General features: G+C 55.1%; 8 protein-coding genes and 2 pseudogenes. 2 read left to right on the top strand and 8 right to left on the bottom strand.

From position 1 onward, the window contains the following. Window positions 1-214 precede the first annotated feature (214 nt). The gene (locus AACY36_RS23740; RefSeq protein WP_339457514.1) at window positions 215-544 is read right to left on the bottom strand and encodes a helix-turn-helix domain-containing protein; all 330 of its coding nucleotides are present in this window, start codon (window positions 542-544) and stop codon (window positions 215-217) included. A gap of 1,067 nt (window positions 545-1,611) precedes the next feature. On the opposite strand from AACY36_RS23740, the gene AACY36_RS23745 reads away from it, so the two are divergent. Together AACY36_RS23745 and AACY36_RS23750 are read left to right on the top strand one after the other, a co-directional pair. Beyond that, window positions 1,612-2,679: an alkene reductase gene (locus AACY36_RS23745; RefSeq protein ID WP_339421139.1), complete on the top strand. Its 1,068-nt coding sequence runs from the start codon at window positions 1,612-1,614 to the stop codon at window positions 2,677-2,679. A 368-nt stretch (window positions 2,680-3,047) separates the two neighbouring features. After that, window positions 3,048-4,475, top strand: coding sequence for an aldehyde dehydrogenase family protein (locus AACY36_RS23750; protein ID WP_339421140.1), 1,428 nt, complete (start codon window positions 3,048-3,050; stop codon window positions 4,473-4,475). Between the two features lie 877 nt (window positions 4,476-5,352). Here the strand turns inward: AACY36_RS23750 and AACY36_RS23755 are convergent. The 7 genes and pseudogenes from AACY36_RS23755 to AACY36_RS23780 all read right to left on the bottom strand — a co-directional run. Further along, a complete protein-coding gene (locus AACY36_RS23755) occupies window positions 5,353-6,423 on the bottom strand; it encodes a zinc-dependent alcohol dehydrogenase family protein (protein WP_339421141.1) in 1,071 nt (356 codons plus the stop codon). Between the two features lie 119 nt (window positions 6,424-6,542). Next, window positions 6,543-6,965 carry a hypothetical protein gene (locus AACY36_RS23760; protein WP_339421143.1) on the bottom strand — a complete coding sequence of 141 codons (423 nt, stop codon included), beginning with the start codon at window positions 6,963-6,965 and terminating at the stop codon, window positions 6,543-6,545. After that, window positions 6,952-7,416: a hypothetical protein gene (locus tag AACY36_RS23765; RefSeq protein WP_339421145.1), complete on the bottom strand. Its 465-nt coding sequence runs from the start codon at window positions 7,414-7,416 to the stop codon at window positions 6,952-6,954. The genes AACY36_RS23760 and AACY36_RS23765 overlap by 14 nt, the downstream gene beginning before the upstream one ends. Before the next feature lie 47 nt (window positions 7,417-7,463). Beyond that, on the bottom strand, window positions 7,464-9,593 hold the full coding sequence (locus AACY36_RS23770; RefSeq protein ID WP_339425744.1) for a TonB-dependent siderophore receptor: 2,130 nt from the start codon (window positions 9,591-9,593) through the stop codon (window positions 7,464-7,466). Between the two features lie 296 nt (window positions 9,594-9,889). After that, window positions 9,890-10,741 (bottom strand): AraC family transcriptional regulator, encoded by an 852-nt coding sequence (locus tag AACY36_RS23775; protein ID WP_339439420.1) that lies wholly within the window; start codon window positions 10,739-10,741, stop codon window positions 9,890-9,892. Between the two features lie 969 nt (window positions 10,742-11,710). Continuing rightward, window positions 11,711-11,920, bottom strand: a pseudogene (locus AACY36_RS28410) (methyl-accepting chemotaxis protein); the annotation flags it as partial. Between the two features lie 75 nt (window positions 11,921-11,995). Then, window positions 11,996-13,036: pseudogene (locus AACY36_RS23780) on the bottom strand (PAS domain-containing protein); the annotation flags it as partial. Window positions 13,037-13,150: the final 114 nt, after the last annotated feature.

The following is a 13,150-nucleotide window of genomic DNA, read 5'->3' on the forward strand; positions in this document are numbered from 1 at the left end:
AGTTGAACACATTGAGGGCGCCCTCTGATTCGATGCTTGTTTGTGTTAATAATTGAGGATCAAAATATTAATTGTTCGATTTGCCGTGGATATTGCACTGCGAGAGCTAGGCATCACCCTGATGATTGGGGGGCGACTCTACTAAAAACCGTTCTAGTATAATTAAGAAGGTCATATGCAGGCTGTGGCGATGCCCTAAGAGATCCGAACTCCGCTAAGCATGTTGCAAATATATATCCTCCTGTTTCGAATGACCTAGTGCAGAGTTTAACAGCTCTGGAAAGCGCATTTCCAGTTCGTCCCTGGGAAGAGATTTCATAGGGGGTGCGCGTATGCTTCGAGTACGCATCAACCCAGCATCACGTAGAACTCTGAAATGGTGGAAATCGCTTGATGTAGGTCGACCGCCATCTAACTCACCACAGGTCGTTTCAGCCCGGCAAACAAGGTGACGAATAATCTCCATGCGCGCGGGAGCGCTCGAAGCATAGAGAATACGCTCAAGTAAGAACTCCTCAGCTTTAGGATGTTTGAACGCTCTCATCGTCAGAGCACTACAGTGCAATTTTGCATTTTTAATAAAAAACACCATTTTTATTGATGTGGTGTTATCGCTTGGCCGGGCCTAAGTGCACTCCAATTAATTTTGTTGGAGAGCCTGCCACTTGGTCGACTTCAGTCAGTCTTTGGCCCTTTAGAATAATTGCGTGGTTTATTAGAATTACTCAGATGCGGCAGTTTAATGTTGGCTGGGCCTATTTCTTGAAAATATCAATGTTCTCGCGAAGCCTATCGGACAGCGAGCGCGGCGGGGAGCCAGTGAAGTCTTCAACAGTAAAGGTCCGCTCTGTCAATACGGAGTCATGGTAATACGATCTGAGCGCAACGGCTTGGTCCCGCAACAGGTGATTTAGCTCTCGCCAATTGCTGTGCAGTATCAGATCACGCCACTGGGTCGCACGCTGCATCAGCCTTTGCTGGCGATGCACGAATTGATGCTCACGAAGCTGCCGGAGGTCGATGCGCCCCGGCGAAATTTTGACGACGCTGCGAGCACCACGAGCGTTCCGGAAGGAACCCTCCTTAACGGGATCGCATGAGCGCGCCGTCGACCGATCCTGCATCGGCAATCGCTGAACCCGGCACACGTCTATGGAACTGCGTGGCCTAGTACACAAATGGAAGTGCAGCTAGCGGGTACCATCCGCTCGATACGCGGGCTCTGCTAGTTCGTACTCGTTGATCTCGCCAACTTCGACGATATCTACGCTCGGGCTCTTTCGATCAGGAATACAGAGCGTTCCGCCGCTGCTCATTCGCGCGACGCCATCTCTCGATGGCTCAACACTCAAGCGCCGATGCATTAGGTTTCCTCGAACCTACTAGGGCGACGAAAAGTGCCTGATAGACACTAGGTCTATTTAATATACCATTATGGCAGTCCTCGCTTTGAGGCATGCGGTCCGAGCCGTCACCTTCGTTCGTCACTCTTGCCAGCGAGTTGCAATCCGCCAATGGTTCATTCGACATGAAGCACTTCTTTGGTCAAGACGCGCCTGACTAATCATCAAGCAAGGGCGGACATCAATAAATTCGACATTTGAGGAAAGTATGGAAAACCTGAAGCTTTTGACCCCCTTGAGCAATAAAGAGCTCACCTTCAAGAATCGGGTATTTATGGCGCCGATGACCAGAGGTCGATCCAAGGATCAGGTCGCCAACGAATTGACTGCAACGTATTACGCGCAGCGCGCATCAGCAGGACTCATTTTCACAGAAGGCACCCAGATCAGCGCCCAGGCGGTCGGCTGGACGAATACCCCAGGAATCTATACTCCCGAGCAAATTGCGGGGTGGAAGAAAGTAACCCAGGCAGTTCATGAAGCGGGCGGTCTGATCTTTGCCCAACTCTGGCATACCGGGAGAGCATCTCACCCGGACTTTCATGGTGGAGGACTGCCGGTGGCGCCATCGGCCGTCCCCTTCAATAGCCAAGCGTTCACGCCAGAAGGCATCAAACCTTCTGTGATCCCACGCGAAATGACCCTTGATGAAATCAAGGCCACCATCGCGGACTATGAAAAGGCTGCGCAGGCTGCAAAGGATGCGGGCTTTGATGGCGTTGAGGTTCACGGTGCCAATGGTTACCTGCCTGCGCAGTTTCTGGAAGACGGTTCAAACAAGCGAACCGACGAGTATGGTGGCACCGTAGAAAAGCGGGCTCGGTTCCTGCTCGAGGCTACCGATGCTGCAATAAAGGTCTTCGGGCCGGCCCGAGTGTCGGTCAGGTTGTCACCACGCATTCCGTACAACGACATGGGCGACTCCAATCTCGAACAGACCTATATGTATGCGGTAGATGCGCTGGAAAAGAAAAACGTTGGCATTCTGCATTTCATGGAGTCCGGGACTCTGCCGGAAGGCGTTGAACCTCTCGCGCCAGGCGCTCGCAAGCGATTCTCAGGGATTTTCGTGTTGAATGTTGGCTACGACCGTACGTCTGCGGAACAGGTGCTGCAAAGTGGTCTGGCTGATGCAGTCACATTTGGCACGCTGTTTATCAGTAATCCGGACCTGCCTGAACGCTTTCGCCAACATGGTCCAATAGCAACATCTGATGCTTCCACGTACTACAGCGGTGCCGAAGAAGGCTATACAGACTATCCGCCGATGGCCTAGTCGATCCTAATCGAAGCACAATAGCTTGAGGTCTAGATTTTGACTTGAACCGGCTCGTTGCATCTCGCGCCGTGTCCGACGGGCATGGCGTTTTTATTTGGCTGATTTCAATGCGACGGCGCATCCGGGAAACGGCAGTCAACAATTCGTCGAATGCAGATCAAGGCTGACAAGCGGCGCAGCCAAACGGCGTCTGCCAGATAGTCCTACCCCTGCATTGAAGACGTACCGGGCGAGTCAACAATCGCCTGGAGCACAGAGCGGGTATGCCTGGTATCCCTTGGCCTACTAGCGCGACTTGAAGTGCCTAATTGACGTCAGGTTTATAGAAGATACTAATGGATCCGTCAACAACCACGGAGTTTTTCATGCGCAACAATATTGAACTTTATATTAATGGATCCTGGGTTCGCCCCGTCAGAAATAACGTCCTCGACGTGATCAACCCTGCTGACGAGTCAGTTATCGGCAAGGTTGCGCTAGGCGACACCAGCGACGTCGACATAGCTGTTTCTGCCGCGCGCAAAGCGTTTGAGACTTACTCTCTAACGTCTGTCGAGGAGCGCATCGCGCTTTTTGATAGGATCATTGCGTCCTACGAGAAACGAGCGGGCGACCTCGCTACCGCGGTGACGGCTGAAATGGGCGCACCGCAATGGATGTCCGAGCAATTGCAGGTGACAGCCGGTCTTGCACACTTCCAGATCGCACGGGCATCTCTAACGACCTATCGTTTCGATGAACCTTTGGGCACAAGCGAAGTTGTGCGTGAAGCAGTCGGCGTATGCGCCCTGATCACCCCGTGGAACTGGCCATTGATGCTGATCGCCGCCAAGGTCGCACCTGCGTTGGCCGCTGGATGCACGATGGTGTTGAAGCCCTCCGAGATCGCGCCGTTCTCGGGCACGATCTTCGCCGAGATCTTGCACCACGCCGGAGTGCCCAAAGGAGTGTTCAACCTGGTTCATGGCAACGGCCCGGTCGTTGGCAATGCACTGACGAGCCATCCAGACGTCGACCTAGTGTCCTTTACCGGCTCGACAACCGCAGGGATCCAGGTCGCACGCAGCGCAGCCGGTACGGTGAAGCGGGTGCATCAGGAACTGGGTGGCAAATCGCCCAACATCATCCTACGTAGCGCTGATCTTGCATCGGCCGTAGAGGGCGGTGTGGCACAGCTCATGCTCAACAGTGGTCAGTCCTGCAACGCACCATCGCGGATGCTGGTTCACCTCGATCAGGTCGCAGAAGCGATTGGCTATGCTCGCGCGGCAGCCGAAACGTGGTCCGTTGGTCATCCTTCAGCCAATGCGAAGATGGGGCCGGTGGCCTCCGAGGCGCAGTGGAACAAGATCCAGGGGCTGATCCAGGCGGGTCTCGACGAAGGGGCGACTCTGGTTTCCGGCGGACTTGGCCGTCCGGAAGGACTCGAGACCGGCTTCTACGTCCGACCGACCATCTTCGCCAACGTGCGCAATGACATGACCATCGCGCGCGAGGAAATATTCGGTCCTGTGTTAGTTATCATTGCCTATTACGACGAAGAGGAAGCGGTGAGGATCGCCAACGACACGAACTACGGACTTGCCGCCTACGTACAGGGCGAGCGGGATGAGGCCAAAGCGATAGCGCGGCGCCTGCGTGCCGGTCAAGTCCTGTTGAACAATGCCAACGTGGATCTGGCTGCACCTTTCGGCGGATACAAACAATCGGGCAATGGTCGAGAATGGGGGCCGATGGCCATCGCCGATTTCCTGGAGGTGAAGGCCATCGTAGGTTTTCGTGAGGCTCCCTAAGCTCTAACCTCCGTTTTGATGTATATGCCGCCCGGGACCGGTGATGCGATTCCGAGCGGTACTTGCCAACGGATGGGCTGTTTGACCTATGTCACCGTTATTGAAAAGCCGCGTGGTTCTCACTCAACCAGGCGCAGATCAATCGTGGCGCCTTGCCGGCCAGGTTGGTCAAGGTGGTCGTCGTTCCGGCGAGCACCGACTTTCTAAGCAATCGACCGATTTCAAGCAAGACATCGGCCGTCAGTTCGCTGCCCCCTTGAACTGATCAATATCTCGCGGCGATCTTCAGGAGTTCGATGCTGATAAACGATCGTTTTGCCCTGTAGCTACGAGAGTTCGCCAGTAGTCTCCGTCATCCTGACCGTCGCCGTACCTGTCAGATAGTAGGCCCGCTGGGAGCCACTATGAGCAACATCAGGTGGCACAATGCATACTGCTTCGTGTCGATCAGGTTAACTCGGCCTCCGCCCCCATGGCACCGGAGCGCCAGTCAGGGACTAGATGTCAACGAAGGATGACGGGAGCAGAAGGTACATCAGGTTCAGGACCGTGAATTGTTCAAAGACCCGTACCGAGCCGTCCGAACTCAGTGCCCGCGCTAGCCACCCGAATCTGTCGGGTGCGCGATGCGGCTATCGCGAGGATCACGAGAACCGTAGGCGGGCCGGCTATTGGGTCGTTGTGCTCCTCGAGACCGAAGGCGGATAAGCCTACAGTCGGCGGGCACAACTTCCTCAATGATCTTGGGAGTCCGCTGGACAACGCCGATTACGGACTCGCTTAAGCCGATGTCGGTAAAGGTGTAGATGCCTATTTCCATAGGTTTATGTCCTCGGGGCGACGACACCGTGCTGGGCAAGGCGCCCACTTGCCAGGGTCAATAGTCGATGATGATCTTCAGTGCCTTCTCCTCGGCCGCATGTTTGAAAACATCGTAGGCTTTCGCGATCTCCTGGAAATCGAAGCGATGTGTCGCCATCTTCTCGACCGCTAGCTTGCCGGAGCAACATGACTTTAGCAGCATGCTAGTGGTGTTGGCGTTCACCAGCCCGGTCGTGATGGTCAGGTTGCGAATCCAGAGTTTTTCGATGGCGAAGCTCACCGGCTTGCCATGCACACCGACGTTGGCCAGGTGGCCGCCTTCCTTGACCACGTGCTGGCAGATGTTCCAGGTCGGCTCAATACCCACCGCTTCGATCGCGCAGTCCACGCCACGGCCATCGGTCAGCGCCAGGATTTGCGTGATGGCATCTTCGCTTGCGGAATTGACGATGTGGGTGGCCCCCAACTCCCTGGCTAGTGTCAAGCGGTTGTCGTCCATGTCGATCATGATGATCTGGCTGGGCGAGTAAAGCTGTGCCGTCAATAGGCAGCCCACGCCTACCGGCCCAGCGCCTACGATCGCCACGGTGTCCCCGGGCTTGACGCCGCCGTTCTGCACACCGATCTCGTGGGCGGTCGGCAGCGCATCGGACAGTAGTACCGCAGCATCTTCGTTGAGCCCCTCGGGCAGCAGGTACAGCGAATTGTCGGCAAAGGGCGCCCGCACGTACTCGGCCTGGGTGCCGTCGATCATGTAGCCCAGAATCCAGCCGCCGCCATTGCGGCAATGGGAATAGAGCTGCTTCTGGCAGTTCTCGCAGGTCCCGCATCGGCTGACGCAGGAAATGATTACCTTGTCGCCCGATTTGAAGTTCTTGACCGAATCACCTACAGACTCAACGATGCCGATGCCCTCATGGCCGAGGATGCGGCCGCTGAACACACCGTCGCGATTCTGGGAGGTCTGTTCGATCTCGGGATTCTTGCCTTTCCAGATGCCCAAGTCGGTGCCGCAGATTGTCGTCTTAGTCATGCGGATGACAGCATCCGTCGCATCGATGATGCCAGGCTTAGGGCGTTCTTCGACGCGAATGTCATCGGCACCGTAATAAACCATCGCTCTCATGGAGTACTTCCTCTTTTTTCAGGTTGGAGATCGCGCTTGGATCAGGCGCAACGCGCTCACCTGAAAAGGCGTGAGCACAGGCCGCCCCGCGCGATCGAAAGGATTTGATACGCGCCTGCTCAGTGCTTGAAGGTGTTGCCGTCAGCCGCAGATGAGGTTTGCCTGGCTAGCAGCCCTTCTGCGATGTCCATGGCCTCCTCACGAGAGGCCGCCAACAGCAAGGGGTAGCCCCAGAACTTGGTGAACACAATGGCGAACGCCTTGAAACCCAGACGTTTCGCGGCGCTGGGTTCAACAATAATCATCGCTAGAACCAGCTTGCGAAGTTCGGCTTTGTGTTTTTTCATCCAGAGCGCTGTGCGCTTCTTCTCTTCAGGCGCGTGCTCATGGCCTTCGGTCGGTGGGGTATCGCTCAAGAGCACGAACGGTTCCCCGCGTTTGAGATTGGCGTCGAATTCATCGAAGTCCTTCTGCGAATCCTGTCCGGGGTTTTGCCCAAAACTCATCCACACGAAAGGAAATTGCGAACTATTCATCGACATGATGCGTTCCTTTTTGATTGAGTTGGCGCCAAGTAGCCACGACGGCGCACACGCCGGGAAGGGTTATGAAGAAAAGCGCCGAGAAAGCGATGTGCCCACCATCGCGCAGCCCGTCGAACACGCCAGTAAAACTGTTCACGAAGACCAGAAGGCCGCCAAGGATTAGTACAGTCCACTGGGATCGGATGGTTCCGATCAACGCGAGCAAGACAGTGAGGATCCAGCCGCCGTAGAAGATAGAAAACATCCACAGTGCGCCGGCGTCGAAGGTGATCGCGGGCGTCGTGCCGTTCGCTTTCACGTAGTCGTTCACATAGGAAAAGGACTGAAGCGTCACAAACAGCACAGCGCCGACGGCAGTCGTCAACCAGAATAACGCGAGCCTGTTCTTATGGTGGCTCACGATCGCGCCTTGGAAGGCGGCTTTGGTATTTTGGGGAGGAGAAGACATGTTAGATCCTTGCTCATTAACGAAGGCAGTTGACGGTGGTAGCTGGACTAGTACTTGACGCTGACCGTTGCCATCACATTGCGAGGCTCTCCATACAACATCTGATTGAAGAAGCCGTTCATGACGGTGTATTTCTTGTCAAACAAGTTGTTGACGTTGACGGCCAGTTCAATGTTGTCCGTGGCGGCATAGCGCGCCATTAGCGACGCCAGCGCATAGGGCTTCTGCTCGGCAGTGACCGCGCCGCTGGGGCTGGTGGCGGACTGGTAAAAGCGGCTTTGCCAAGAAACTCCGCCGCCCACTGTCAGTTTGTTCCATGCCCCCGGAAGCCGGTAGGTAGTGAACAGCCGCGCTGTGGTGCGTGGCAATTGGCTGCTTAGCCTCGCATCCGACGAATCGGATCCGGTGAAGTGAGACACTCCGGCGTAGAGATTCCAGTCCGGCATCAACTCGCCCTGCAGGTCCACATCGATTCCACGAGACTTGGTCCCGCTAGCGCCGTAATAGGCCTGGGTGCCATCGGAAAGAATCTGGCCTGCATCGATCTGGCCCAGGTTGTCCAATCGTGCCTCGAACAAAGAAACCGACGCATTCAGGCGCCCGTCAAGATATTCGCCCTTCAGGCCAATTTCCTTGTTCTTGCCCGTCGTGGGTTTGAGCACGTTGCCATCGCGGTCGCGGTAGGTCTGCGGATTAAAGATCTCCGTATAGCTGACGTAGGCCGAGTACGTGTCGTTGATGTCGTAGATCAGCCCAGCATAGGGCGTGAACTCACCGGTCTTTTTGTAGTGGAATCGCGCGCCGTTGGTGTCCTGGTCAAGCTCGTAGTTGCTGAACCGTCCGCCGATGATGAGCTTCAAAGGATCGGCCAGCGAGAAACGCGCCGCGCTGTACACGCCGCTTTGCTTGGTCGTGATGTTGGTGGGCGTGTAGCCCGCTGCGGCGAAATCCAGTTCAGGATAATTGCCACGCCAGTCGTAGATGCTGCCCATCGGGGTGCGCCCAAAGACAAAGCCGGTGCTGTCCTGGTTGGAGGTTCGCTTCGATCCCATGACACCCACCACCACTTCGTGTCGGCGGCCGAAAAGCTGGAAGGGGCCGGATGCCATTGCATCAAAACTGTTCTGGCGTGTAGCGGTCTTGCTCGCCAGACCGACCGGAAACAGGCCCAGGCCGGTTACGCGATCAGGGTATCCGGAGCCGCTGAACAGCTTTGCATTGGAGTCGGTCTCCTGGTGCGTGAACACCGCGCGTGCTGTCCAGTCATTGTCAAAATGGTGCTCGATACTGGAAAAAGTTGTCTCCAGTGAGTTGTCCCAGCCGCTCCAGTCGGCGGCCAGGGACTTTGAGCGCGACCAGTTGGTTTTGGAGCCGTCGCTGAACCAGATCGGCATGCCGCCCCACGTCGTGCCATCGGCTCGGATATCCTGATCTTCGTAGCCAAGGCTCAAGGTCGTATCTGGTGTGAGATCCGCCTCGATGACACCATAGAACGCATCTTTATTTCGCTGATAGCGGTCGATAAAGGAGTCTCGGTCCTGATGAACTCCCACCAGTCGTGCACGAATGCGGCCATCTTCGGTCAGCGGTGTCGATATATCGGCCATGCCACGATAGTTGTCCCAGGCCCCAGCGGTGATCGACGCGGAGGCTGAAAAATCGCGCGTCGGGCGCTTGCGTACCAAGTTCACCGACGCCGATGGATTGCCCGCGCCGGTCAGCAGACCGGTGGCGCCGCGTACGATCTCGATGCGGTCGTAGAACGCAGTATCCAGGAAGCTCGTTCCCTCGAAATAGGACGTCGGGATGCCGTCGAACTGGAAGCTGTCGATCTGGAAGCCTCGCGAATAGAAGCTCACCCGTTCGGTGTCGTTGGTGCTTGAGGAGATCCCGGTACTGTTTTCCAGCACGTCCTTGACTGAGTTCAGTTGCTGGTCGTCCATCCGCTGGCGGGTGATTACCGTTACCGATTGTGGCGTTTCACGCAACGACAGAGGCAAGCGGGTCGCAGCTGCGGTTTGGCCTGTGGTGTAGGAACTCGTACCTTCAGTCGTAGATTCATCGCTTCGGCCCGTCACTGTGAGGGCCGGCAACGTCATCGCCTCCTGAGAGGCTTTTGTGCCGTCCAGGTCTTGGATCTCTTTTGATTCTTGGGCGAATGCGCCCTGCGCGCTCATAAAAATTACCGTTGCAATTGCCGAGCTCAGTAGGGAACTGGGCGCGCTCTTCAACGGTTCTTTACACGTCCGGGCCGAAAAAACGTGTACAGCCTGAGGTGCAAGCCTACGGGTTTGGCAACGGAGCTCATAAATCGTAAAAAAATGCAGCATCAAACAATACTCATTTGTATTTAGATGCGATATTTAACGACGAATTCCGTATTCACGATGGCGAAGTTAAGCCAATTTATTATTCATTCAGGCCATTTTTTGATGGCCGCTTTCGACTCTCTCGGGTTGCCAAGCCATTCCGGTCAAGGCGACTTTTGATCGGGAAGGACAATGCCGCGCAAGGCCGCTCTGTCCGTGTAGGCAGTTCTCTCGGATAGGTACCTTGCTGGCGGCTTTCCTACCGCCTTTCGGAACATGGTGATGAATCCGCTGGGGTTTTCGTAGCCCAAATCCAACGCTACCGTTTGTACGCTTTCACCCTTGGTTAGGCGCTGGAGTGCGAGGATCACGTGCAACTGCCGGCGCCAGCGTCCAAAGCTCATGCCAACCTCGTACATGAGAAGCCTGCTCATACTCCGCTCGCTCATGCCGATGCGGACAGCCCAGTTGCTTTTTGATGTTTTATCGGCGGGATCGATTAACAGCAATTCGGCGAGGTGGCGCAACCTTAAATCACGTGGCATCGGCAGGTGCAGGTCTTCCGCGGGAGCAGTCACCAACTCATCCAGCAATGTGGCAACGAGCCGATCCTCGCGACTCCCGAGTGCGTACAACTCGGGAAAGCCAGCCACCCTCAACAGCAATTCACGTAGCAATGGCGTGACCGAAATCGTGCAGCATTTTTCCAGTAGATCCGATGCGGCATCGGGCTCAACGAACAAGCAATAACATTCAGTTTCACCCGAGCCCCATACAGAATGAGGCAAGTCTCCTGGTATCCATACAGCGCTTAGCGGCGGCACGATCCAAACGCCGTCTTCTACCTCGCAATTGAGCACGCCTCGGACGGAGTAGAGCAGTTGTGCTTTGCGATGCCGATGCGTCGCATATTCCCAGTTCTCTGCTACGGCAGCGGCTCTAAGAGCTACAACAGGTCGGGGCACGTTGTCGAAATCCCTGGTTTCTATCTGATCAGCGATGCAGATGCTTGCCATAACGTGCACCAAACTCCAATGACGGTAAACTTTCGGCCTAAGTGAAAAATATTATGGGTAAGTTGCGCAATGAAATATAGTCCTCGTATGGGTATTGTATGATTGAAGCTGCTTGCTCCTGCTTGTGGCAAAACTCGGCAGGCTAGCTCGTTCTCCTTTATGGCGGGCGTTGGCGGTGCCAAGCACGTTGGCTATTGACGTTTGTTGTTCTAGCCGTGGTGTTGCCGTGGAAATGGACGATGTTATAGCTGCTACTCACTTGGGCCGGGCCGGGCTGGACTTAGGCCTGTTTCCGGGTTTTGAAGTCGGTATGCAGAAACGCTCAACGCGGCGTACCGCGCGCGATGGATCCCATCTATAGGAGAAAAATTGCGACTCTTAACCTGGGCATCACCTGAGCGAGATGCTGGGTGGCAGTTTTGTCATTGAGGAGAGGAGGGCGATAACGCAGCGGGCAGGCGTAGCCGTTGCATTCCTGGCGTGACGCCGTTGCGGCGATTGATGCGCAGCAAAGTTTGATCCGCTCATGAAGCGTATCTCAAAGGAGAATGACATGCTGGCTATCAGTCTCATCCCCACTCCAAGCGTCGGAAGGATGCATTGGGGAACTATGTGACGTACTGTTCACATCGGGCGAGTCCAGCCTATAGATGTCGGGTTGTCTGGACTATTGCGTCGCGCAAAGAGGCACATTCGTCGACCGCTTCTACCTGCTGGACCGGTGGGTTGATGACGAGGCGTCGTCCCGGCATCAACACACTCCTGCTTCCTTATGACGTTTAACTTCGGCGAGTAAGCGGTATCGCCGAGAAACTGCCCGCCTATTTGTTACTCAACCCGCGTGTTCAGGGGCATACGTCCGAGAATGACGTCTTGCATGATTAAGCCGGTCACCACTCTGGCAAGGTTAACTGAGCTATTTCACTAGTTCGGTGCATAGCCCGCTTAAAAGGCCGTCGCTCAGCGAGCAATCATATCTGCGGCTTGTTCGGTTGCCTCAGTAGTACGTGTCGCGAGTTTACGAACCTCGTCGGCCACGACAGCGAAACCGCGCCCAGCCTCACCTGCCCGTGCCGCCTCAATAGCTGCATTCAGTGCCAGTAGGTTTGTCTGGCTCGCAATGCTTTGTATCGTACTTACAATTTGTGACAACTGAGCAAGGCTGGCTTCCAATGTCCGTTGATGCGTAACTTCCGACTCTCGCAACGCATTCTGCTCGTACTGCAGGTGGACATCCACAAGAGCGCCGACGACACGAAGCGGAGATCCTTGCGGATCGCGCCGAGTTTGACCTCGTGCTCTGAACCAACGATATTCGCCACTCTTCATCTTCAACCGGTACTCGATGTCGAATGGAGTTTTTCCTGACCTATCATTCAAGTGAGCGCCGAAAGCGTTAAGGCTTCGCTCTTTATCGTCCGGGTGCAATCTGGATGCCCAGCTCTCAAGGACATCGGGAAATTCTTCAACAGTTTCAAAACCAAGCAGCCTTCGGAATTGAGGCGACCACCAGAAAGGATTTTTGGCATTCACAGGGTCCCCGGCAATGACCTCCATATCCCACAAGCCATCGGAGAGCATTTCCCTAGCCAGTTCGAAGCGGGTGATGATGATGTCATGCTCCTGATCGCGTTCCAACTGATCATGGATATCCCGTAGCGAGCCTGCGACCCGAATCGGCGTTCCTTGTTCGTCACGAAGTGTTTCACCTTGAGCATGGAACCAACGATAGGAGCCATCCTTCATCGCGAGCCGGTTTCTCACCTTATAAGGCGTGTTTCCCGACTTATCGATGAGATGTCGAGCAAAGGCGTCAAGCGTCCCCTGTTTGTCCTGAGGATGAAGGCGATCAGCCCAGCTGGCCAAGACATTGGGGAAATCACGTTCGTCATTAAACCCAAGAAGACTGCGAAATTGCTGCGACCACCAAAAGCGGTTTTTCGGATTAATAGGGTCGCCAGCTACAACCTCCATATCCCAGAGGCCCTCGCTGGAGGCGCGATTCACCAAGTCAAATCTGACGGAGTGGGTTAAAGCGCTAGCTGCCGACTCGCGAAGTAGCTCACGTGCAGCTTCAAGCTCGTTTTCAAGCTGGCTTATGCGCAATCGGGACTTAAGTTGGGTTGATTCGATAGTTTCCCAGGCCTCAAGGATTGCCGGGGCCTCTTTGCAACCTTTGACATCAGGTGCTTCGCTGCTTTTGATGGCAGCTATTAGCTGTTGGAGTGCATAACGATTACGGCGTAAGAACGGAATGGACATAGCGCGAAACTCGATAGACTTGATGGGCCTCATCCATGGCACATTGATATCTATGTTGTCGGCATATTTTGAAAAAGCTATAGGATTTTTTGTAGCTGTATTGGTCAGTACGCTCGATACAGGCCCGTCGAGTTGTTGGGAGTTCCA

Origin of the sequence: Pseudomonas sp. EA_15y_Pfl1_P101 (assembly GCF_963970835.1) — a bacterium.
GTDB classification, from domain to species: domain Bacteria; phylum Pseudomonadota; class Gammaproteobacteria; order Pseudomonadales; family Pseudomonadaceae; genus Aquipseudomonas; species Aquipseudomonas tritici.